A 22420-nucleotide genomic window follows, 5' to 3' on the forward strand; every position below is an offset into this window, starting at 1 on the left:
GGCGCTGAGGAGAGCGACAGATGAAGATCACTGGGTATCGCAGTCTGAGCACTGTCCACGACTGGGGGAGGCGCATCGGGGACGTCAATGGCGTGCTGAGCGGCGAGACCACGCCGGTGCCGATCCTCGTCATCGAGACGGACATCGGCATCGAAGGGGTGGGCCTCGGCGCGCACGGTGAAGTGGAGCGCGTCTTTCCCGCCATCGACGGTGAGGATCCGCGGTCAGTCGTGGCCCTGTACGACCGGATGCTCGACCGGGTGTTCAAAGCAGGCCATGCCGGCTCCACGTTCGGCACGATCGGGGCCATCGACATGGCCCTGTGGGACATCAAGGCCAAGGCGGCCGGCGAGCCGCTGTGGCGGACCCTCGGGGCGCGCGAACGCTTCGTCCCTGCCTACGCGTCGGGCCTCGAGTTCGGCCTGGCCGACGAGGAACTCGCCGAGCTCTACGGGCGGTTCGCGGATCGCGGGTTCAAGGCGGGCAAGCTCAAGGGCGGCCGCGACCTCGACCGTGACCTGCCTCGACTGGAGATCATGCGCGAGGTGCTCAGCCGCAACGCGCGCCGGCCCGCGCTCATGTTCGACGCCAACGAGTCGTGGAACCAGGCCCAGGCCGCCCGATACGTGGCGGCCATCGAGGAGCGGATGGACCTGACCTGGGTGGAGGAGCCGTTGCGTCGGTGGGATGCCGCCGGGATGGCCGCATTACGCGGGAAGGTTCGTGCGGCGATCGCGAGCGGCGAGAACCTGACCGGGCTCGAGCAGTACCGTCCGCTGCTCGACGCCAACGCTCTCGACATCGTCCAGGTGGGCAACGTGTGGGGGATCACCCATTTCCTGCGGGTGGCGATCCTGGCGCACGGGCACGACCTGCCGGTGAGCCCCGTTGCGTACAACGCGAACCCGATCGCGCACGCGGCCGCCGCGGTGCCGAACCTCCTGACCTACGAGGTCCAGGATCTTCATTTCCCGGTCGGCCTCGATGTCGACCAGCAGTTCGACGACGGAGGGATCATTCTGGGCGACCGACCAGGTATCGGCATCCTGCTGGACGAGTCCCAGCTGTCACCACTCGACTCCGTGGCGCCTGCCTCGGCATCGACCGGACCCCACGTCCGGCCCGGGCGCGCCGCGCTGCGACTCGTGGCCGAACCGGACGTGATCGACGATCCCACCGCACCGCTGAGGCCGGCCTAGGTCTACTTCTTCTTACGACGCGGCGCTCGCTTGCGTGGTCGGGGAGCGGGGTCGACCAGCCGGCGACGTTCCCATGATCCGCGGATGTGGTCATGCATCGACTTCTCCGCGGCGTTGACGTCGTTGCGCGCGATGGCCTTGACGATCGCCTCGTGTTCGGCGAGCGTCATCGCGACTGCGTCCGGCGGGTTGATGCCTTGATAGCGGCTGGATTCCACGGCGCGTTTGTAGACCTGCTTGGCGATGTTCTCCGCCAGCCGGTTGCCGGAGATCTCCATGACTGCGTAGTGGAAGACCACATCCGCCTGCCGGAACGAGTCTGTCTCCGACTCGCTCTCTCGCATGGTGGTCAACGCGTTCTCCAGGCGCCGGAGCTCCTCCGCGCTGTGAGATCCGGCCACCGCTCCTGCCATCGCCGCCTCGAGGCTCGCCCGCACGACCGTCAGCTCATCGAGTACGCCGAGACTCTCGTCGTTGTCGATCAGGGCCGACAGCACCACCGGGTCCAGCATGTTCCAGTAACCCGGCGCCCGCACTTGCGTACCGCGGCCCTGCGAGACGGTCACCAGACCCTTCTCCTCGAGCCGCTTCACCGACTCACGCAACACGGTGCGGCTCACGCCGAAGTGCTCGCTCAGCGGTCCCTCCGGAGGCAGCAGGTCGCCCTCCGCCAGCCGACCGGTGACGATGAGGTCGACGAGTTCGGCAACGACTGCGACGCCCAAGCGGCCCGCGGGGAGACGTCGTGGGATCAGACGCGTTGCCTGACTCGAGTCATTCGCCATACGTATGATCTTATCGTCGGTCACGTCGCGGTCGGCGGAGAGACGTCCGCGACCTGCCGACGTCGTCACGACTCGTCAGGGAGCTGGATCGAGTGAGAGTGCGGTTGGCGTACGGGGATTCTGGACTGGCTATCGAGGTGGACTCCGCGCGGACGACTGTGGTCGAGCCGGTTCGCCATCAGGCGGTTGCCGATCACGTTGGGGTGCTGCGGCGGGCGCTTCGTGAGCCTGTTGCCGGGCCACCGTTGCGCGATCGCGTTCGACGCGGCCAGACGGTGGCGATCTCTGCTTGCGACGGCACCCGGCCGCAGCCGAGGGAGCTGATGATTCCGGCCGTACTCGCGGAACTCGACGGCGTGATCGACCTCGCTGATGTCGTGGTGCTGGTCGCGACCGGTACTCATCGCGGCAACAGCGACGCGGAGTTGCGTGAGATGTTCGGTGACGAGGTCGTCGACACGGTGCGGATCGTCAACCACGACGGACGCGATCGGGATCAGCTGGCCTGGCTCGGTGTCCATGGTGACGGCGTACCGGTCTGGCTGAACCGCCAATGGGTGGATGCGGATATCCGGATCACCACCGGGTTCGTCGAACCGCACTTCTTCGCTGGATTCTCCGGCGGACCGAAGCTCGTTGCCCCAGGGTTGGCCGGCCTCGACACCGTCCTGGTTCTGCACGACGCGGCCAGGATCGGCAGTCCCAAGGCGACGTGGGGAGTGACGCACGGAAACCCGGTGCATGATGATGTCCGGGTGATCGCGGAAGCGACCGGCGTGACGTTCGCTCTGGACGTCGTACTCAATCGGGACAAGGACATCGTCGCCGCGTTCGGGGGTGACCTCCTGCCGATGCATGCCGCCGCCTGCGCTGCGGCCAAGGAGATCGCCATGCGTCCGGTGGCGAGTCCGTTCGACGTGGTGGTCACGACGAACTCGGGATACCCGCTCGATCAGAACCTTTACCAGTCGGTCAAGGGGATGTCGGCCGCGCATCAGATCATTCGCCCCGGTGGCACGATCATCTGCGCGGCCGAGTGTCGTGACGGTTTCCCCGATCACGGGTCGTATCGGTCGGTCCTGAGCTCGGGATCTCCGCAGACGCTCCTCGATCAGATCAGCCGGCGCGTTGAAACCACCCCTGACCAGTGGCAGGTGCAGATTCAGGCCCGCATCCAATCGACCAGCCGGGTCGTCATGCACACCGCGACCCTCACCGACGCCGAGCTGGCCGCGGTGCACCTGGAACAAACAGCCGACATCTCAGCCACCGTCGCCGACTCACTCGCCGCAGCCGGCCCCGATGCCCGCCTTTGCATCCTCCCCGAAGGCCCCCAAACAATCCCCTACGTCACGTGAGGTAGTGCCGTGCGCGCGGCTGGGTGTGGCGTTGACGGTCTGTCCCGATAGAGCTCGAACAGCACACCGGCAAAGCTGTAGGTCGAGTCGGCCTTACTAGCCTCCACCTGAAGGTGCCGTCGGGTGGGAAAGAGTGGCGCGGTAGGGTTTGGGTCTGATGGCTTTGACTCGTATTCGCCGGCCTCGGCCGGCTGACATGACTGTTCCTGTTGGTGCTCGGTCGGTGTTCACCGACGGCGCGTGTTCCGGCAATCCTGGACCTGGTGGTTGGGCCTGGGCGCTGTCGAAGACCGTGTTCGACTCCGGTCATGAGGCGCCGTCCACGAATCAGCGGATGGAGATCCGGGCCGCGCTCGAGGCCGTTCGGGCCAACGACGGTCCACTGCTGGTCGTGTCGGATTCGACGTACGTCGTCAACTGTTTCCGCGACCGTTGGCACGCGGGGTGGCTCGAGCGCGGCTGGCTCACCTCGGCCAAGAAGCCGGTGGCCAACCGGGATCTCTGGGAGCCGTTGGTGGAACTGGTGACCGACCGCGGCGACGTCGCCTTCCAATGGGTGAAGGGCCACTCCGGCCACGAGATGAACGACTTCGTGGACGAGTTGGCCGTCGCCGCCTGCTACACCGACTGACCCGACGAGTCGCGGACGATCAGCTCCGGCGCGAAGCTGATCTCGCGATGCGGACCGGCCGGGTCGTCGGCCCGCTCGAAGAGCAGCTCCGCGGCCGAAGCCCCGATCTGGTACGCCGGTTGCCGTACGGTCGTCAGCGGTACGACGGCCAGCTGCGCGTCGGTGATGTCGTCGTACCCGACGATCGCGAGGTCGCCGGGAACCGCCCGGCCGGTCCGCACGAGCGTGTTGACGATCGCGATCGCGATCAGGTCGTTTCCACACAGGACGGCGGTCGGTCGAGGCCGCATCGCCATGATCTCGTCGGCCAGCTTACTGCGCTCCCGCACACTGCGGCCGGCGGCGTCGACCCGGTGCAGCACCGCACGGTCGTTGCCCAGCGCATCGATGGCGGCCAGCGCACCTTCGTAGCGTGCCTGGATCACGAGCTCACCGCCCGGTCCACCGGCGAACAGGACCTGCCGATGACCGAGTTCGAGGACGTGCTTCATCGCGAGCATGCCGCCGAGTCGCTGGTCGAACGTGACCCGCGACGTACTCATCGCCATCCCCTCGCCGCCGACCACGACGATCGGCGTACCGACGGCTTCGAGATCGCCGAGATCCGGTGGCATCGAGGCGGTCGCGGAGATGATCAGGCCGCCCACGCGCATCTCGGCGAGGCTGCGGATGTACAGCGCCTGCCGCTCGGAGTCGCCCGCGGTGTCGCAGTAGACGAGGACGTCGCCGCGGCCGCGGGCCAGGTCCTCGACACCCCGGGCGATCTCGGTGAAGAACGGGTTGCCCGCGTCCGGCACCAGTAGCCCGACGGTGTGGGTGCGATTCCCGCGCAGGGTCCGCACGGCGCGGTTCGGTACGAAGCGGGTGACCTCGATCGCCCGCTCGATCCGGGCCCGGGTGTCCGCGGCGACCGTCCTGGTGCCGTTGATGTAGTTCGACACAGTGCCGAGCGAGACGCCGGCCAGCGCGGCCACGTCCTTGATCGTCACATTCTTCGCCACTACCACCCCGAACGTCGGCCCTCTGCAACGCTCATCCTAGTGCGCACTAGCGACCGAAGACGTCCCGGATCGCCTCCAGGAACCCGTACCGGTGATGGGTGTCGGGCAGCAGCGACGATCCCTCGGTCCACTCGTTCCACGCGTTGATGGTGACGATCGGGTGCGGCGGCCGATGCCGCTCGAGGAACTCCTTCGCCGCCAGCAGTCCGTCCCGGAACTCCTCCGGGGTCGGATCCCAGACCGGGGTCCACGGATACCCGCCACGATCGAAGGGCAGCGACTGGTCGGTGCGCGGTGACGCATCCCAGCCCACAGTCACGTTCGGATAGAACGGTACGTCGAGCTCCGCGGCGTACTTCTCGTACTCCTCGAACGCCGCCTCCCGCAGCGCCGCGATGTCGGCGACCGGGAAGTCGAACCTGCCCGCGTCGGCGTGATGCACCCAGACGTACGACGTCGCCGTACTGAACCCGAGCTCGCGGATCAGCTGCCGCGGATCCTCCACGGTGATGGCCGCCGGCAGTACGCCGATGCCCCAGATGACCGCGTCGAAATGGATGCCGGGCAGGCCGGCGCGCTGTGCCTCCTGGTCGAACCAGCGCAACGCGTCGACCGCGGCCTCGACCCCGCCGAGTCCGATGATCAGATTGCCGAGCTCGTAGATCGAGAACCACGGCTTGCCGTCGACGGTGAGGTAGTTCGGCCGGGAGAAGTAGTTGTCGATGACGTGACGACCCATCTTCTCGAACGCCGCGCGATCGATGGCACCTCGTTTGAGCTGCCGGGGTGGTCCGTCACCGTGCGGGAAGATGTCGAGCAGCTCGTGGTTCGCCCACATCAGCGCGAACTCCACGTCGTCGCTGTTCGCCGCGGACAGCAGGCCTTCGTCCAGAGCGCCTTGCAGGTAAGGGCCGTCGTCGTACCAGTAGTAGTCGACCAGGAAGCCGTCGACGCCGTACTCACGGGCGAGATCGATCTGGGCCTCGGCCGCCTCGGCCGCGGACTCGTCGAAGTGTCCCTGCAACGGCACTCGCGGTTGCCGGTGTCCTTCGAACCGGGGTGTCGCGGAGCTCAGCAGTCGCCACTCGTCCCAGTCCGCACCGAACCACCGCGCGTTGCGGGGATCGCGGTGCCACCCGGGGAAGTAGTAGGCGAGGACCTTCGGCCGCTCCATCGATCACACTCCTGAATGCTTGAAATATTTCAAACAGCAGCCTAGGCCGGGTCGTCGCGAAGTGTCCAGGACGGCTGTCCGGGATCGGACATCCCTTGCAGTGAAGCCTTGACGGCTATCAGGGTCGTCCCTACGATCCGGGTGTTGAAACATTTCAACACCTGCTCCAGCTTCCAAGGAGAGCTCATGCGCCCGCGACGTACCCAGTTGGTCCTCTGCGCCTTCGCCGCGTCGCTTGTCGTGACCGGCTGCTCGGCGGGCGACAAGCCAGAAGCGGACTCCGCCGGTACGACGGCGTCCGCGGCCACCTACTCCCCGGCGGACGTCGCGTCCGCCACCGGGACCTACAAGGTCAAACCGCTGTTCGCAGTCCCCAAGACCCTGCCGAAGAAGTACCGGTTCGCGTTCCTGAATCCCGGCCTCAGCTATCCGTACTTCGCCACCTGGTCGGACGGGATGAAGGACGCGGCCAAGTTCTACGGCGTCGATCTCGACCAGGCCGACCTGAACTTCAAGTACGACACCCAGCTGGACCAGTACAAGCAACTGGCCGTGAAGATGCCGGACGTCGTCGGATCGCAGCCGATGAACGACGCGACGTACAACCAGGCCAAGCAGGACGACGTGAAGCTGGTCATGATCGACGGGTCGTTCAAGGACGTACCGACCTTCGGCGTCGACGACCAGCAGGTCGGGACGCTGGCCGTCGACACGATGGCGGACGCCGCCAAGGCGAAGATCAGCGGGGCGTGGAAGGGCAAGAAGGTCCTGGTGGCCGGTCTGACGTCGCCCAACTGCGGACCGTGCGACGCCCGGGTGAAGGCCGCGTTCACGCGCGCCGAGTCCGCGTTGGGGATCCCGGCCGCGAACACGACGATGCTGACCCCACAAGGACAGGACCCGACCAGCTCGGCCGGATCGACCTTCAACGACTTCCTCACCGCGCACCCGGACAACGCCGTACTGATCGTCTCGTACGGCGACGAGCCGGTCGTCGGCGCGATCAACGCGGCCAAGGCGGCCAACCGGGACGGCGACATCCTTGCCGTGAGCAACGGTGGCGACAGCGCGGCCCGGCTGGCACTGCGGGACCAGAGCAACGCCGGGATCCTGGTGGGTGCGATCGACTACCAGCCGTACGCCGAGGGCTGGAACTGGGTCGAGGCCGCGATCGCCACCGCGATGGGCAAGCCGTTCGACAAGTTCACCGTCGGGCGGGTGCTTACCGCGGCGAACGTCGACCAGTTCTACCCGGAGGACAAGACCAAATGACGGCAGACACCGGCCTGCTCGGCGTCCTCGATCCACGCCGGTGGATCCGGCCGGCTCCTGCCCCGGAGTCCGGCCGGGCCGGCCGCCACCGGGTTTCCGATCGGCTGCTCGACCTCGGCATCTACGTGGCCCTGATCGTGCTGGTCGTCTACTTCTCCCAGGCCTCGCCGTACTTCCTGACCCAGCGCAACCTGCTCAACGTGGGCGCCGCCGTGGCCGTCACCGGCGTACTGGCCGCGGGTATGACGATCGCGCTGATCGCCGGTCAGCTCGATCTCACGGTCGGCGCGAACATCGCGCTGACGAGTGTCGTCGTGTCACTGGCGATAGAGAGCCTCGGGTGGAGTACGCCGCCGGCGGTGCTGCTCGGGTTGGCCGTGGGTGTCGGGATCGGAGTGGCGAACAGCCTGCTCGTGGTCGGTGTCGGCATCAACTCGATCATCGCGACGCTTGCCATGGGCATCGTTCTGCGCGGCGTCGCGCTGATCAGCACGGGCGGTCAGACCAAGCCGCTGACCAACCTGGCCCTCCCTGATTTCCTGCAGTTGCGGCCGCTCGGCGTACCGACGACGGTGTGGATCCTGGTGATCGTCTTCGTGCTCAGCTGGGTGGTTCTGACGTTCACCCCGATCGGCTGGCACATCTACGGTGTCGGCGGCAATCCGAGCGCCGCGCTCCGCGCCGGCATCCGGACGAAGTGGTTGTACGCCGGAGTGTTCGTCACGACCGGCGTACTCGCGGCCATCGGCGGCATCATCACCACCGGGACGTCCAGCAGTGGTGGACCCAACTACGCGAACGGCGCGGAGTTCGACGTACTCACGGCTGTCCTGCTCGGTGGGATCGGACTGGGCGGCGGGTCGGGGCGGATCCAGCGCACTCTCGCCGGGGTCCTGGTGATCGGCGTACTCAACAACGGGCTGACGCTGCTGTCGGTCAGTTCGTATTACCAGCAACTCGCCCGCGGCGCGGTGTTCGTGCTCGCCGTTGTCCTCGGTGCGATCGGCGAACGGCGGAGGGCCCGATGAGCGAGACATCCACCGCACCGTTGCTGAGTGCGGACGGCGTCGGCAAACTGTTCGGACACGTCCGGGCGTTGCAGGACGTGTCATTCGACCTGCATCCTGGCGAGGTGCTCGCTGTCCTCGGCGACAACGGTGCCGGGAAGAGCACGCTGATCAAGATCCTCTCCGGGGTGTACGACCTGACCGAGGGGCGATTGCGGGTTCGGGGCAACGAAGTGTCGTTCGGCAAGCCGGCCGACGCTGCCGCGGCCGGGATCGCAACGGTCTACCAGGATCTGGCGTTGGTCGATACCCGGGACGTGGCTGCGAATCTCTTTCTGGGCCGGGAGTTCCGGCGTGGTCCGTTCGTCGACCGGCGCCGGATCTATCGGGAGGCGGAGCGGATCCTGTCCGGGCTTACGATCCAGCTCCCGTCTGTCCGGGTCCCGGTCTATCTGTTGTCCGGTGGGCAGCGGCAGGCTGTCGCGATCGCGCGGGTGCTGATCGGCGGTGCAGATGTTGTGATCATGGACGAGCCGACCGCGGCTCTCGGCGTACAGGAATCTGAGCGCGTGCTGCGGCTCGTCCGCGACCTGCGGGACGCGGGCAAGGCGGTCATCCTGATCAGCCACAACCTGCAGCAGGTCTGGCAGACCGCCGACCGGATCATGGTCATGCACCTGGGCCGGGTGGCCGGCATCCGGCGTCGCGCCGACAGCACGGTCGAGGAGATCGTGAAGCTGATCGTGTACGGCGACGCCCCCGTTTCCGACGTTCTGGAAGGGATCTGACATGCGCTCGCGCATCCTCGTCCGGCTGTTAGCTTGCCTTGTGACCCTTTCCTTCGGTGCTGTTGCCCTCGGCCCCGGATCCGCGACGGCGTCCACGTCCGCATCAACGTCCGGCGCCCGGCCGGCGTCGTACACGGTCGAGACGTGGCGCTCGCAGGAGATCGCGCTGACCTCGACAGCGTCGTACGCCGATCCGTTCGGGGAGGTGCAGGTGACTGCGTCGTTCCGCGGGCCGCGTGGGCAGGTGATCACGCGACCGGCCTTCTGGGACGGCGGGTCGACCTGGAAGGTCCGCTTTGCGCCGCCGGCCGTCGGTGCGTGGACGATGCGGACGTCGGCGACCAACGCCGCCGATGCCGGGCTCAACGGGGTGACCGCGTCCGTCCGTGCCGTGCCGTATCGCGGGAACCTCGACATCTACCAGCACGGGTTTCTTCGGCCGAGCGCCGACGGTCACTACCTCGAGCACGCGGACGGTACGCCGTTCTTCTACCTTGGCGACACGCACTGGATCCTGCCGCACGAGCGGTTCGACAGCTCGAACGCGCCGGGGGTCGAGTCGCAGTTCAAGTACGTCGTGGACAAGCGGGTCGACCAGGGCTTCACCGTCTACCAGTCCGAACCGATCTGGCAGCCGCACGGGGGAGTCCATGAGCGGCCGGACGAGGAGCCCAAGGCGGATCTCACCAACGGGCTGTCGAGTGACGACCTGGCCGGATTCGCGGAGATGGACAAGAAGTTCGGCTACATCGCGGACGCCGGACTCGTGCACGCGAACGCGATGGTCTCGTGGGTCGCCCAGGCGCACGACTTCCCGGCGGTGATGACGCCTGCCTACATGGCCTCCGTCGCGCGGTACTGGGACGCCCGGTACGGCGCGTATCCGGTGATCTGGACGGTTGCGCAGGAGATCGACAACGACTTCTACGGCGTCTACGCCGGCGATGCGATGGCGCCGTGGACGGCAGCGATCGAGGCGCTCGACGCGGCCGATTCGTACGACCAGCCGTTGATGCCGCATCAGGAGAACACGGATCAGACCGCCGTCAAGAACTCGCGGTTCGCGGGTGAGCCGTGGCATGACGGGTTCGCGGCGCAGTTGCAGTACACAGACGGTTGGAACCTGGGATTGGCCGCCGACTATTGGGCTTCCGGTAAACCGAGCCTGGCGTATGAGACGCCGTACGAGGACTTCTGGACGGACGGCCGGCATGCGTTGAGTGCGCTTTACAAGGCTTATCTGCTGGGGCTTCGCGGGTATGGGTATGGCGTGTCGGGGCTGTGGAACGACGTGTACTCCGCGCCTGGCGAGCCGCTCGACGCGGGCACCGACTACGAGCTGCCGGCTAGGTATCAGTGGTGGTTCACCGGGGCGAACCGCGAGACGGCGAATCAGTTGACCTTGGGCGCTCGGTTCTTCCGCGGCATGGATTGGTGGAAGTTGACGCCTCGCTTCGGCGACCCCGCGTGGTCGGACTTCGGTTCCGGTGGTGACAACCTGCTCGCCAGCGACGGGAATTCGTCGTACGTCGCGCTCTTCACCGGTGCTGGGAAGACGACGGGGACCATCCGGAAGCTGGATCCGGATCGCTACTACTCCGGAGAGTGGTTCAACCCGCGGACCGGTCGCCGTACGCCGGTCGGCAGGCTGGAGGCGCCTGGTGGGAACTTGATGCTGCCCGAGCGTCCGAGCGCCGAGGACTGGGTGCTGACGGTGAAGCGCGGCGGGCCGATCGGGAACGCACCGCGCCAACCGGTCGCCGATCCGCCGGGTGGTTCGTACGCCGGGGCTCAGTCGGTCACCCTCACTTCGTCGACTGCGCGGGCCGATATCCACTACACGACGGACGGCAGTACGCCGACTTCCTCGAGCGCGGTCGTGAACGGGCCGGTGCAGATCGCCGATCCGATGGATGTGCGGCTGCGCGCCGTCGCGACTCGATCACACCAGACCAGCACACCTCTCGCGGTGACCTTCCACCAGCAGTTGGAGGACCTTGGCGGGACCGTTGCCGCTAGCTCGGGTACGGCGGCGAATGTTGCTGACCGCAACCGAAGTACCAGCTGGCGTCCGCAGGGTGGTGAGGCCTGGTTGGAGAGCAGTTTTCCGAGCAGTCGCGGGCTGGACACTGTGATCATGACGGGGTCCGGCCGGGCGTCGGCGTACCGCGTGGACTACTGGGACGGCTCGGCGTGGCGGACAGCGGCCTCCGGCTCGGACCGGATCGGTCCGGTCGGTCAGGGGACCGTGGTGACGTTCCCGCGCGTCTCCACCACGAAGGTCCGCCTCGTGATCACACAGAATCCGGCCGCACCGATCGCGATCACCGAACTCGGGCTGTATCGCCACCCCCGCACCGACGCCCCCGACCTCACCGTCGGCGGAACGTACTCGGCCAGCTCGACCTGGGACAGCCAGCAGGTCGCGGCCAACGCCTTCGACGACAAGCCCGACACCAACTGGCAAGCCTGCAACGGCTGCTGGTCCGGCGAGTGGCTAGCCGTCGACTTCGGTCAGCCCACGACCTTCAACACGGTCGCCGTGTCCGAATACGGCAACCGCACCACCGCTTATCGCATCGAGTACTGGGACGGCACCAGCTGGCAACCCGCCTACACCGGCACCGGCGGCTTCGGCCAACAAGGCGAAACCACCACCCTCACCTTCCCCGACGTCACCGGAACCAAAGCCCGCCTCCTCTACCAAGCCGGCAAGGACAACGCCCCGATCGTCTACGAACTGTCCATCTACAACCGCTAGCCCACCGCTGGCTGCGGCCTCAGCTGCTCGAAGAGGTCGTAGCCGGGGTTGAGGATGGCGTAGGGGTCGTACTGGCGTTTCGCGGCGTCAAGTTGATCAAAGGCCGGGCCGAAGTGGTCGCGCCACTCGTGCTGGGAGAGTGGGAATGCGCTGACCGGGTACAGCGTGCCGCCCGCAGCCTTGATCCGTCCGTACGCCGTCCTGTTGGCAGCAACGAGCCGCTGCACTTCCTCGGCGTCGCTGGTCGCCGGCATCCGAACGAAGTTGAACGCGTAGCAGAGGTCGTCGGACGGTATCCGTAGCAGCGGACTGGAGATCGCCGACCTGCGGATGGGGGAGATCGTGAGCTGACCGAACGGGCCGAGATCGGTTGCCGGGTTCATCGACTGCAGTTCGGCGGTGACGACGGATTCGATCCGGGAGTCGCCGACGAAGGTCATCAGCCACGGGTGCGGGAAGAACCATTGTCCGTTCGCCCGCAGCGCAGTTTCGAGTGCGGCGAATCGGTTGGCGTAGTCGAAGTACCCGAGCGTCGTGGGCTGGCGCTGGTTCGGATCGTCAGACAGGTCAGCGAGCAGGACGGTGTCGTCCGGCGGATCGCCGTCGAAGTACTTGACCACGTCCAGCCGGTAGGCGATCCCACCGCCTGGCGCCGCCGCGATCGCCCCTTGCACCGCGTCGAACCTCTCGTCGCCGGACAGCAGACGCTCGTCGCGCAACAGCGTGGCCAGGTCCGGGTAGACCAGTTGGAACCGGCGTACCGACTCCGGCGCCGCGACGAGCTTGAGCGTCGCGGTCACGATCACGCCCACCTGACCAAGCCCGGCGCGAACCATGTCGAACAGCTCGACGTTCTCGGTTGCCGAGCAGCTGAGTGTCGTTCCTTCGCCGGTCACGACGTCCATCGCGAGTACGTTGTCGCTCTGTACGCCGTACGCCGAGGTCGTGCCGCCGACACCGCCGACGATCAGCGTGCCGGCGACCGACAGGTCGAGGTACTCGGTCAGTACCGGTGGAGTCTTTCCTTGTGCCACCGTTGCCCGGAGTACGTCGCTCCACCTCGCACCGGCACCGACGACCACCCGGTCGTCCTCGACGACCCCGATCGACCCGAGCGTGGACATATCGGCGACGATCCCACCGGCGACCAGTGAGCGGCCGAACGTCGCGTGGCGCGCACCCTGCGCGGCGAACTTGCGGCCCCGCTGCGCGGCCCACCGGATGGCCCGGGCCACGTCGTCGGCGGACCCGGGCAGCAGGACGGCCTCCGGGACGTGACGCAGGATGTGCCCGAAGTCGTCAGAATGCTCCGCGCACGTCAGCTCGTCGAATCGAAGCTCACCATCGAGCGGCGGTGGTGTTCTCTCCATCGAGATGCCTCCTCGAAGTCAGGAAAGTCGTCTCGCCACAGCGCCGCAGGACCCAACTTACGTGCTCGATCGCGCTCGCGTCACCCGTTACTTGGCCGGCTCGAGGACGAAGACCGGGAGGATTCGGTCGGTCTTGGTCTGGTAGTTCGCGTAGTCGGGCCAGGCCTCGACGGAGCGGTCCCACCACAGCTCACGCTCTTCGCCGTCGAGTTCGCGGGCGATGAACTCGCTGGTGACGTCGCCGTCCTGCAGCTGGATCTTCGGGTCGGCCTTCAGGTTGTAGTACCAGACGGGGTGTTTGGGGGCACCGCCGAGCGATGCGACTACGGCGTACTCGCCGTCGTGCTCGACGCGCATCAACGGAACCTTGCGGATCTTGCCGGACTTGGCGCCGCGCATGGTCAGGAGGACGACGCCTTTGCCGTGGTCGATGACAGTGGTCGTGCCGGCCTGCTCGATCTTCTCCACCATGTCCGCGACGAACGACATCGGACTGGGTGCATATTCAGCTTCGGTTGACATGTCACCCAGCATACTGGTGACGCATCACCAACACCACCCGACGCGACGTGCCCATCACAGCTCCCGTCGCCTGAGCCTCAGGCGTGATCGCCGTACGGAAACTTGTAGTGGCCCTTGGTTTCTTATCCAGCTCAGTCGTCCCGCTCGTCCTTGACCGTCATCGGGTGCTTCCTTCGAGGGCGGCTTTGATGCCGTCGAGGGCCTTTTCCAGGGCGTTGTCGATGTCTTGGCCGGTGGCGTGTGCGGTGTCGAGGCGTACGGTCAGCCGGGAGGTGCCGTCGGCAACGAAATCGACGTCGAGCTCACCGTGGTAGTCGTGCTCACCGGGCGCGCCCCACCGCAGGGTACGGTTCTCCTCGACGACCTCGATCCACGCGTCACTGTGCACCTCGCGTCCGGACGGCACCTCCGCCGTCACCTCGACGTCCTCGTGCACTGGCTCCTTGGGGAGGCGTGCCTCCGCGCCCTGTGCTTCGGCCGGCCGGGGCTCGATCCGATGTACGTCGCTCAGCCGCGGCATGTACGCCGGAAGGTTGTCGAGATCGGACAAGTACTCGAACACGAGGTTCGGTGCAACATCCACCGTCGTCGACGCTTCATGGTGTGCCACCAAATACTCCCTTCGGTCGTGACGGAGCTCCATCCGATGCCGATACAGTCGCCCGGTGTCCCGCTCGGCGGGAGATAAACAGGGACCGGCGTACGAGGAGGAGCGAGATGATCACGTGTGTCGTCGACTACGTCATCGATCCGGGGAAGATCGAGGCGTTCGAAGAGTTCGGCCGGCGGTGGATCGAGCTGGTCGAGCGGCATGGGGGCACCCATCACGGCTACTACCTGCCGGCGGAGGGCTCCAGTGACCGGGCCCTCGCGTTGTTCAGTTTCCCGAGTCTGGCGGCGTACGAGGAGTATCGCGCGCTCTTCGGGGTGGATCCGGATTTCGTTGCCGCAGACAAGATTCGCGACGAGAGCCACTGCGTGCTCCGGTACGACCGCAGCTTCTTCCGCCCCCTCGACCGGGGCTAGGGCTAGGTTCTACGGCGTTCGGCCAGGAAGGCCAGGCGCCGCAGCGTCTCTGTGTTTCGGACGTGCAGGATCGGGTCGACGATGGCGTCCGGAATCAGCGTCGCCGGGCCCTTCGCGGTGTGTTCGCGCATGGTGAGGTGACAACGGCCGTTCTGGTCGGTTGCCTCGAACTCGACGATGCCTTCGCCGGTCGGCCAGGCGCGGACCGTCAGCCGGAGGAAGCGCAGCGGCTCGTACTGCTCGACGGTGGTGGAGTCGTGCAGGAGCAGCGGCCAGGCGCCGACCGAGTGGTGGATGCTGTGCCCGGGCTCCGGCCACCCCTTCTCGACAGCCCGGATCCGCGAGGCCCCAACGACCCACGACGCGTAACTCCACCCGTCCGTGAGTACCCCGAAGACGTCCTCCACGGAAGCATCGATCAGCCGTTCGTTCTGACTCATACCGGACCAGTACCCACCGGCCAACCAGCACGTGTCGGCGGCCTGAGGTGGGGTACCGGGTAGGTGCCGTCCAACAGTGGGCGGGTCCTGCGGATCGCGCTGCTGGAGGCGGTTGTGATCACTGTGGGTGGCGTGGATACGTACTACGACTACGACGAGCGCCGTTGGAAGTATCGCCGTCTGGGGGGTGGTCCCGTCCGTGCACGGACGGTCTGTCCACCTGCGACGGATCTCGAGGATCGGAGACAGGTCGATGAATTCCGAAGACAAGATGAAGAACGCCGCCGAGTCGGCGAAGGGCAAGCTCAAGGAGAAGGCCGGGGACGCGACCGACGATCGTGACCTGCAGGCCGAAGGCCAGGCCGAGAAGTCGAAGGCCGACCTGAAGCAGGCCGGCGAGAAGGTCAAGGACGCCTTCAAGGACTGACCTCACACGGATCCCCACTCCCCGGAGTGGGGATCCGCTCTGTTGCGGAGCGGGTGGACCTGGCCGATCGCGCCACACGCGAGCTGTTGGTGTGGTCCGGTGTGGATGGGCATGATGAAGAGCGTGGAGCTTGATGATCAGAGGGTGGCTGGGGAGGGACCTGCGCATTCATCGGACAGTGGAGCGGTGGCGGATGTGTTCGCCCGCTTGGCGGTGGAGCTGCATGAGTCCGCAGGGGTCGAGGAGACGGTGCAGACCGTGGTGGAGTTCGCGCTGCAGGCCTTGAGCTGTTCGCACGCCGGGGTCGCGCTGGCCACGCGGGGGCGACCGGAGGTGCCGGCGGTGACGGATCCGGTGGTTGGTGAGATCTACCGGTGGCAGATGGAAGGCGGCCAGGGGCCGTTGGTCGAGTCGATGCGCCAGCACAGCACGCTGGTGGTTCGCGACACCGCCACGGACGGCCGCTGGCCGGACTGGTCGGCCAAGGTGCTCTCGCTCGGAGTCCGGAGCGTGCTGGATGTCCCGCTGACGACCGGCGCCGGGACTGTCGGCGTACTAGGCCTGTACAGCGTGACCCGGGACGCGTTCGGGGTCGACGACGAGGCGATCGCGCACATCCTGGCCAGACACGCCTCGATTGCCGTCGCGACCGCCCGCAAGGAGGCCAGCCTCACTGCCGCCGTCGACGCCCGGAAGCTGGTCGGCCAGGCGATGGGCATCCTGATGGAGCGCTACGACATCGACAGTGACCGCGCCTTCGCGATCCTGCGCCGGTACTCCCAAGACACCAACACCAAGCTCCGCGACGTCGCGAACCAGCTGATCAGCACCCGCCGGCTACCGAAGCAGCCCTAGCTACCGATCAGGCTCTGAGGGCTGCCGGTTGGCTCCAGGCGCTGAGGAGGTGGTCGGCGAAGAGGTTGTCGAGCCCCAGGCAGGCCGTGGCGCCGAAGAGTACGTCGGCGGTGGACTCGGGGTGCTGAGTCGTGTAGCTGCCACACAGGTCGTGGGCCGCGATCTGCTCGTGTACGGCGTCAGCCTCGACGTGCTCGGTGAAATACCGGGCCGCGTCGGCTGTCGCGCCGAGTCGAAGGGCGCCCGCGGCGTACCGGCGGTTGGGCAGCGTAGATGTCATCTCGAGCGCGGCGAGGTGGCCGATCAGGGCGCCGGTCCAGCGGCTGTGCAGGGCGAACAGCGACATCAGGTTGGACAGCGCGAGCGTGACGGCCGGCACCTGCGGGACGTAGTACCCGTACGAGTCGTCGAGTCCGAGCCAGCGCATGGTGACGCGGAAGAGTTCGGAGTGCATCCGCTCCGGCCGGCCCCCGCCGTACTCGTCGGACTGGATCTCGACGAGCGCGGCCTTGGCCGGGCCGTCGAGGCGCGGGATGCCGAAACTGTGCGGATCGGCTTCCTTGAGCTGGTAGATCGATCGGTTCATGACGAACTGGCGGAACTGATCCAGATCGGCGTGCCGGTGCAGCTGGCCGGCCAGCGGTGGTCCGTCGTCGGCTTCGATCACTTCGCGCAACTGCGTCGCTACCGGTGCGGTACCGGGCTCGTGCCGGAACGTCGCCTCGAGCCATTGAGTCCACGGCTGCTCCAGCTCCCTGCGAAAGGCAAGGATCTGGGGATCCCATTCGGCATCGGCCGGTGACTCGTCGAATCCGCGATAGCTGAGCTCGTTGCAGCACCACAGCGCCAGCTGAAAGTCCTCGTCGGCGTGAATCGGGCCGCGTACGGCGACCTGTGGCGCCGGTCCGTTCGCGTCCCCCTTGAGCCGGCCAATGATCCAGCCGCTCAACGGCCCCCGTGCGGGTGGTAATTGCATTGCGGGTACTCCCTCCCTGGTTCGAGTCGTCGGTACCCGAAGCCAAACCGGTTGAGGGCGGGTACCGCAGCGGCATGAGCGATTCAGAGGAGGCAGCGGTCGTGATCCGCGCGTACCCGGACGGTCCACTGCTGGTGCGCGGCGACTTCGAGCTCCAGGACGAGAACGGCGAGCCGCTGCCGGCCGAGCGCCGTACGATCGCCCTCTGCCGCTGCGGCCACTCCGCCCTCAAGCCCCTCTGCGACGGCACGCACACCCGCGTCCGGAAGCGCCCGAAGGCCTGAGGTTTGCGCTCTGTCCGCGCCGATCTCAGGTCGTTGGACGAGCTGCCGCGCTGCTGAGTTGGGGCGACCGGTTATCGTTGGCCGGGTTCGTTCGGGGGGTCGGTGGGTACGGGTGTCGGAATGCTGGTAGCTAGGCGGTACAGATTGGGTTCGTTCATCGGGCGGGGCGGCATGGGAGAGGTGTTCCGTGCCACCGATGAACAACTGGGGCGATCCGTCGCGGTCAAGGTGCTGCTGCCGACCGATCACGATGCGAGGGCGGCAGAGCGGTTTCACCGCGAAGCGCGGGCGGCCGCGCGGCTGAACGATCCGCATGTCGTCTCTGTGTACGACTTCGGCCCTCATGGCGATGGCTTCTTCCTGGTGATGGAGCTGGTCGAAGGCCGCACGGTCGGCGACGAGCTGGCCGAGCACGGGTCGCTGTCGAAGGACCGGGCGATCGACATCGTCGAACAGGCCGCCGCGGGGCTGGCCGCAGCCCATCGTGAGGACGTCGTACATCGTGATGTGAAGCCGGGCAATCTGCTGGTGACCGAGGATGGGACCGTCAAGGTCGCGGACTTCGGGATCGCGCACCTTCCTGGCGATGGTGCGAGCACGTTGACGGCGACGGGGCAGATTATCGGCAGCACCCACTATCTTGCGCCTGAGCGAGCCAGAGGCGGCCAGTCCGGCAAGCCGGCGGATGTGTATGCGCTGGGTTGCGTGCTTTATCAGCTGGTCACGGGGCAGCCGCCGTTCACGGCGGAGCATCCGGCAGCGATCCTTTACCAACATGTCGACACAGCTCCTGAGCTGCCGAGTGTGAGCCGCCCTGAGCTGGGTGGGGTGTTTGAGAGCGTCCTGCTCCAGATGCTCGCCAAGGACGCCGGCGACCGGCCAACCGCTGCTGAGATCGCGGCTGGCGCATTGCGTGCCACGTCTGTTGGCAGCGATGTCGGCCCGACCGTTCCAGTTGGCGTCGTCGAGGCATCGGAGTTGCCCGTTGGCTCTGGAGCAACGGGGGTGGCCGTCGGCTCGGAGGTGCCTGTCGGGTCCGAGGTGTCGGAGGTGCCTGTTGGGTCCGCGGTAGCGGAGAGGCCGGCCGGGTCGCGGCGGATGGTGCTGTTGGCTGCGGGGATCGCGATCCTTGCGACGGCAGGTGCGGTGCTGGCCGTCGTCCTGCTGAACGACAATGACAAGAAGTTGCCGCCGACAACTGATGTCGGACCTAAAACCGGTGTGACTTCCAGTACGCCGGGTGCGACGCAGACCTCGTCATCTACCACCAACCCCAGCCAGTCCCGCACGACGGACCCGGCGAGCCCGACCACGTCGGCTCCGACCTCTACCCAGGCATCCACACCCACGCCTACGGCGACTTCGCCTGGTACGACGTCGTCGTCGAGTGCGCCTCCGCCGAGCAACACCAAGTCCAGTGTCCCGACTCGAGAGACGCCTTCGACCAGCACGTCCTCGTCAAGCACCCCAACAACTTCGTCCAGCACGCCGCCGGCCAGCACTCCGCCCCCAAGCACCGAACCCAGCGACACACCACCCCCACCAAAGCAGTAACCCCGCATCACGCCGGAGAAGGCCGGCCGGTTGGTCCGACTGGCCTCCTCCATCAGGACGAAGTCCCACCGCCCGATCAGTGATGCCCGGCCCGATCATCCGAGCCCGAGTCATCCGAGCCCGACTTCCCAGAGTCCGACTTCCCAGAGTCCGACTTCCCGGAGCCCGAGTCGTCCGAGCCCGACTTCCCGGAGCCCGAGCTGTCCTTAGACCCGTGCTGGCCGCCCTTGTCGTCACCCGGCTCCACGTGCTTACGTAGCCCGCCCTTGTCGTCCCCGGGCTCGGCGTGCTTGCGCAGGCCGCCCTTATCGTCGCCGGGCTCGGCGTGCTTGCGTAGGCCGCCCTTATCGTCCCCAGGCTCGGCGTGCTTGCGCAGGCCGCCCTTGTCGTCGCCGGGCTCGGCGTGCTTGCGCAGGCCGCCCTTGTCGTCGCCGGGCTCGACGTGCTTGCGCAGGCCACCCTTGTCGTCGTGGGGTTGGGTTGTCTTGGAGGTCGTGGGGGTCCGTAGGCCCCCCTTGTCGTCGCCCGGTTCGGCTGTCTTGGAGGTGGTCGGCGTACGGAGGCCACCCTTGTCGTCGCCCGGTTCGGCGTGGGGGGTGAGGCCGCCCTTGTCGTCGCCCGGTTCGAGGTGGGTGGTTTGGCCGCCCTTGTCGTCGGTGGTGACTGCGGACCAAGCGGCCGTCCCGCCGGCGACGATGCCGGTGGTCGCGGCGACCGCGATCACCGCGGTTCCCGCCCAGGCGGCGTAGCGCCGGGGCTTGCGGCGGACGATGGTCGACTGCTGGTTGTTCTGCTCGTCAGGGTTCATGCTTCGATACTCACCCGGCACCACGGGCAACGACCATCGGACCATGGTCGTAGTACGCCTGGCCCACAATGCTCCAACGCTACTTCGTCGAGGGAGTCGTCACGCATGAGTGTTCCCACCACCGAACGGCCGAATGTGTTGCTGATCTGTACGGATCAGCAGCGCTTCGACGCGTTGGGGGCGTACGGCAACGAGTTCGTGCGTACGCCGAATCTGGATCGCCTGGCCGGCGACGGCGTACTGTTCGAGAACTGCTACGTGCAGAACCCGGTGTGCGCCCCCTCGCGAGCCTCGTTGATGACCTCGCGCTATCCGCACGCGCACGGATTATGGGCGAACGGCGTCCAGCTACCCAGCCACGAGCAGTTCTTCACCAAGACACTCGCCGACGACGGCTACGACTGCGGGCTCGTCGGCAAGCTGCATCTGTCGGCGTGCAAGGACGGCCGCCTGGAGCCCAGGCACGACGACGGGTTCCGGGTGTTCCGATGGGCGCACGACCCGTACCCCGGCTCTTCGGAGAACCAATACCACCGCTGGCTCAAGACAGCCTTCCCCGACCGGTACGCCGAAGCCCTGCAAGGATCCGGCTTCGACAACCTCCCGACAGAAGCGCACTACAGCAGATGGATCGGCAACGAGACGATCGACTACCTGCGTACGTCGCGCGACCGCTCGAAACCGTTCTGCTTCGTCGCCAACTTCTTCGACCCCCACCACAGCTTCGGCGCACCGCAGGAGTACCTCGACCGCTACCGCCCCGAAGACCTCCCGCCACCAATCACGCGCGACGGCGAGCTCGACGACAAGCCACCGATCCTCACCGAAGCGTCCAAGGAGTCGTACGCCGGAAACGCCCGCGGCTACCAGTCCTACTCCGCGGACGAGCTGCAGCAGGTCAAAGCGGCGTACTGGGCGATGGTCAGCCTGGTCGACGACGAGGTCGGCCGGATCCTCGCGGCACTCGAGGCCGAGGGCCTGGCGGACAACACCATCGTGATCTTCACCAGCGACCACGGTGAGATGCTCGGCGATCACCAGCTCATGCTCAAGGGCCCGATGATGTACGACTGCGCCGTACGGGTGCCCCTGATCATCCGGTGGCCCGGCCAACTACCGGCAGGGGAGCGCCGGTCCGAGCTCGTGCAATGGGTCGACCTCGCACCCACGATCCTGGATGCGACCGGCGCCCCGCCGCTGCCCCGCGGACAGGGGGCGAGTCTCCTCCCACTGGCCCGCGGCGACCAGGACGCGGTCACCCGAGGCTGGGCGTTGTGCGAGTACCGCAACAGCGGTCATCCGTACGACGACGCCGTACACACCACCATGCTGCGCACCGAAAACTGGAAGCTCGTCGTCTATCACGGCCTGCCGGCCACCGACCGCGACCGCACCGGCGAGCTGTACGACCTGGCGACCGACCCGGACGAACTGAACAACCTCTGGGCCGTATCCGACCACGCCCCGATCCGCCTACGTTTGCAGGAGCAGCTCCTCGACGTCCTGGTCGCCACCGAGGACCGCACCCAGCCCCGCCTCGACGACTTCTGAAGCCGCCTATCCGCAGAGCCCCGCGGTCCGAACAACGTCTGGTACACCTGTCGGCTCCCGCAGGTGACCCCTCGAATGGTGCCGAGGGCGCGCTGACCGCCCGACGGCATCAATGCGAGCAGGTGTCGTCGAGAAGACCAGGCGCGAACCTCGAAGGCAACAGCTCGCGGCAGCGGCTGCGTCGTATTCCGAGGCGCAGCCGCTGCGTCCTGTCGAGACGCATTTTCGTTGCCGGGAGACCCATCCGGGCCTGGCGTGGGTCCGAATCGGTGATGTCAGTCGTGGGCGGTCCCGCTCACGTCATCCGATCCGGAAAGAGATCGTCATGTCACGAAAGATTGTCCGCGCGGGCGTCGCCGCCTCTGCTCTGGCCCTCGTCCTTGCGACCGCTGCGTGCGGCAGTGACGACGACACGTCGAGCGGTTCCCCGTCGACCAGCACGTCCTCGTCGGCGCCGGCTGAGACGCCGAGTGCGTCGGCCTCGATGGACAACGCCTCGGGCCTGGTGGGTGCCGGGTGCGCCGACTACGCGAAGGCGAACCCGTCGGGTGCCGGTTCGATCGACGGCATGGCCGCCGCGCCGCTGGCCACCGCCGCCTCCGGCAACCCCCTGCTCAAGACCCTCGTGGCA

At 67.0% G+C, this 22420-nt stretch carries 22 protein-coding genes and 1 pseudogene; 14 read left to right on the forward strand and 9 right to left on the reverse strand.

What is annotated here, in order from left to right; all coding sequences use genetic code 11:
* Positions 1-20: 20 nt before the first annotated feature.
* On the forward strand, positions 21-1199 hold the full coding sequence (locus AB0L70_RS34785; protein ID WP_363691058.1) for a mandelate racemase/muconate lactonizing enzyme family protein: 1179 nt from the start codon (positions 21-23) through the stop codon (positions 1197-1199).
* A gap of 2 nt (positions 1200-1201) precedes the next feature.
* On the opposite strand, the gene AB0L70_RS34790 is transcribed toward AB0L70_RS34785, so the two are convergent.
* Positions 1202-1984 (reverse strand): FadR/GntR family transcriptional regulator, encoded by a 783-nt coding sequence (locus tag AB0L70_RS34790; RefSeq protein ID WP_363691059.1) that lies wholly within the window; start codon positions 1982-1984, stop codon positions 1202-1204.
* Between the two features lie 92 nt (positions 1985-2076).
* Here AB0L70_RS34790 and larA point away from each other — a divergent pair, with 92 nt between their 5' ends.
* Positions 2077-3342 (forward strand): nickel-dependent lactate racemase, encoded by a 1266-nt coding sequence (gene larA, locus AB0L70_RS34795; protein ID WP_363691060.1) that lies wholly within the window; start codon positions 2077-2079, stop codon positions 3340-3342.
* Between the two features lie 196 nt (positions 3343-3538).
* Complete coding sequence (locus AB0L70_RS34800) at positions 3539-3973, forward strand: ribonuclease H (protein WP_363691061.1); 435 nt, start codon at positions 3539-3541, stop codon at positions 3971-3973.
* Here the strand turns inward: AB0L70_RS34800 and AB0L70_RS34805 are convergent.
* Positions 3961-4974 carry a LacI family DNA-binding transcriptional regulator gene (locus AB0L70_RS34805; protein ID WP_363691062.1) on the reverse strand — a complete coding sequence of 338 codons (1014 nt, stop codon included), beginning with the start codon at positions 4972-4974 and terminating at the stop codon, positions 3961-3963. The genes AB0L70_RS34800 and AB0L70_RS34805 overlap by 13 nt on opposite strands.
* A 46-nt stretch (positions 4975-5020) precedes the next feature.
* On the reverse strand, positions 5021-6148 hold the full coding sequence (locus AB0L70_RS34810; protein ID WP_363691063.1) for a glycoside hydrolase family 99-like domain-containing protein: 1128 nt from the start codon (positions 6146-6148) through the stop codon (positions 5021-5023).
* Positions 6149-6334: 186 nt separating this feature from the next.
* On the opposite strand from AB0L70_RS34810, the gene AB0L70_RS34815 reads away from it, so the two are divergent.
* From AB0L70_RS34815 to AB0L70_RS34830, 4 genes are read left to right on the forward strand one after another with little or no spacing between them, the layout of a single operon-like run.
* Positions 6335-7420, forward strand: coding sequence for a sugar ABC transporter substrate-binding protein (locus AB0L70_RS34815; RefSeq protein ID WP_363691064.1), 1086 nt, complete (start codon positions 6335-6337; stop codon positions 7418-7420).
* On the forward strand, positions 7417-8448 hold the full coding sequence (locus AB0L70_RS34820; protein WP_363691065.1) for an ABC transporter permease: 1032 nt from the start codon (positions 7417-7419) through the stop codon (positions 8446-8448). The genes AB0L70_RS34815 and AB0L70_RS34820 overlap by 4 nt, the downstream gene beginning before the upstream one ends.
* Positions 8445-9215, forward strand: a complete 771-nt coding sequence (locus AB0L70_RS34825; protein WP_363691066.1) for an ATP-binding cassette domain-containing protein — start codon at positions 8445-8447, stop codon at positions 9213-9215. The genes AB0L70_RS34820 and AB0L70_RS34825 overlap by 4 nt, the downstream gene beginning before the upstream one ends.
* Positions 9216-9255: 40 nt before the next feature.
* Entirely contained in the window at positions 9256-11976 is a 2721-nt protein-coding gene (locus AB0L70_RS34830; RefSeq protein ID WP_363691067.1) for a DUF4038 domain-containing protein, read from the forward strand.
* Here the strand turns inward: AB0L70_RS34830 and AB0L70_RS34835 are convergent.
* From AB0L70_RS34835 to AB0L70_RS34845, 3 genes are all read right to left on the reverse strand, one after another.
* Entirely contained in the window at positions 11973-13346 is a 1374-nt protein-coding gene (locus AB0L70_RS34835) for an FAD-binding protein (protein WP_363691068.1), read from the reverse strand. The two genes, AB0L70_RS34830 and AB0L70_RS34835, sit on opposite strands and share 4 nt — an antisense overlap.
* A gap of 87 nt (positions 13347-13433) precedes the next feature.
* Positions 13434-13868: a nitroreductase family deazaflavin-dependent oxidoreductase gene (locus tag AB0L70_RS34840; RefSeq protein ID WP_363691069.1), complete on the reverse strand. Its 435-nt coding sequence runs from the start codon at positions 13866-13868 to the stop codon at positions 13434-13436.
* A 157-nt stretch (positions 13869-14025) separates the two neighbouring features.
* Positions 14026-14478: an SRPBCC family protein gene (locus AB0L70_RS34845; RefSeq protein WP_363691070.1), complete on the reverse strand. Its 453-nt coding sequence runs from the start codon at positions 14476-14478 to the stop codon at positions 14026-14028.
* Between the two features lie 107 nt (positions 14479-14585).
* Between AB0L70_RS34845 and AB0L70_RS34850 the strand changes: the two genes are divergently transcribed.
* Positions 14586-14894, forward strand: coding sequence for an NIPSNAP family protein (locus tag AB0L70_RS34850; protein ID WP_363691071.1), 309 nt, complete (start codon positions 14586-14588; stop codon positions 14892-14894).
* 2 nt (positions 14895-14896) lie between these two features.
* On the opposite strand, the gene AB0L70_RS34855 is transcribed toward AB0L70_RS34850, so the two are convergent.
* Positions 14897-15334, reverse strand: a complete 438-nt coding sequence (locus AB0L70_RS34855; protein WP_363691072.1) for an SRPBCC family protein — start codon at positions 15332-15334, stop codon at positions 14897-14899.
* A gap of 253 nt (positions 15335-15587) precedes the next feature.
* On the opposite strand from AB0L70_RS34855, the gene AB0L70_RS34860 reads away from it, so the two are divergent.
* A complete protein-coding gene (locus tag AB0L70_RS34860; RefSeq protein WP_363691073.1) occupies positions 15588-15761 on the forward strand; it encodes a CsbD family protein in 174 nt (57 codons plus the stop codon).
* Between the two features lie 186 nt (positions 15762-15947).
* Positions 15948-16616 (forward strand): GAF and ANTAR domain-containing protein, encoded by a 669-nt coding sequence (locus AB0L70_RS34865; protein ID WP_363691074.1) that lies wholly within the window; start codon positions 15948-15950, stop codon positions 16614-16616.
* 7 nt (positions 16617-16623) lie between these two features.
* Here the strand turns inward: AB0L70_RS34865 and AB0L70_RS34870 are convergent, their stop codons facing one another.
* Positions 16624-17592 (reverse strand): iron-containing redox enzyme family protein, encoded by a 969-nt coding sequence (locus AB0L70_RS34870; protein WP_363691075.1) that lies wholly within the window; start codon positions 17590-17592, stop codon positions 16624-16626.
* A 74-nt stretch (positions 17593-17666) separates the two neighbouring features.
* Here AB0L70_RS34870 and AB0L70_RS34875 point away from each other — a divergent pair, with 74 nt between their 5' ends.
* Together AB0L70_RS34875 and AB0L70_RS34880 are read left to right on the forward strand one after the other, a co-directional pair.
* Positions 17667-17876 carry a CDGSH iron-sulfur domain-containing protein gene (locus AB0L70_RS34875; protein ID WP_363691076.1) on the forward strand — a complete coding sequence of 70 codons (210 nt, stop codon included), beginning with the start codon at positions 17667-17669 and terminating at the stop codon, positions 17874-17876.
* A 120-nt stretch (positions 17877-17996) separates the two neighbouring features.
* Positions 17997-19430 carry a protein kinase gene (locus AB0L70_RS34880; protein ID WP_363691078.1) on the forward strand — a complete coding sequence of 478 codons (1434 nt, stop codon included), beginning with the start codon at positions 17997-17999 and terminating at the stop codon, positions 19428-19430.
* 76 nt (positions 19431-19506) lie between these two features.
* Here AB0L70_RS34880 and AB0L70_RS34885 read toward each other — a convergent pair whose 3' ends face one another.
* Positions 19507-20238 carry a hypothetical protein gene (locus AB0L70_RS34885; RefSeq protein ID WP_363691079.1) on the reverse strand — a complete coding sequence of 244 codons (732 nt, stop codon included), beginning with the start codon at positions 20236-20238 and terminating at the stop codon, positions 19507-19509.
* Positions 20239-20343: 105 nt separating this feature from the next.
* Here AB0L70_RS34885 and AB0L70_RS34890 point away from each other — a divergent pair, with 105 nt between their 5' ends.
* Both AB0L70_RS34890 and AB0L70_RS34895 read left to right on the forward strand, forming a co-directional pair.
* Positions 20344-21789, forward strand: coding sequence for a sulfatase-like hydrolase/transferase (locus tag AB0L70_RS34890; RefSeq protein ID WP_363691080.1), 1446 nt, complete (start codon positions 20344-20346; stop codon positions 21787-21789).
* A 325-nt stretch (positions 21790-22114) separates the two neighbouring features.
* Positions 22115-22420 (forward strand): annotated as a pseudogene (locus AB0L70_RS34895) (fasciclin domain-containing protein); the annotation flags it as partial.

Origin of the sequence: Kribbella sp. NPDC051952 (genome assembly GCF_040680855.1) — a bacterium.
Taxonomy (GTDB): domain Bacteria; phylum Actinomycetota; class Actinomycetes; order Propionibacteriales; family Kribbellaceae; genus Kribbella.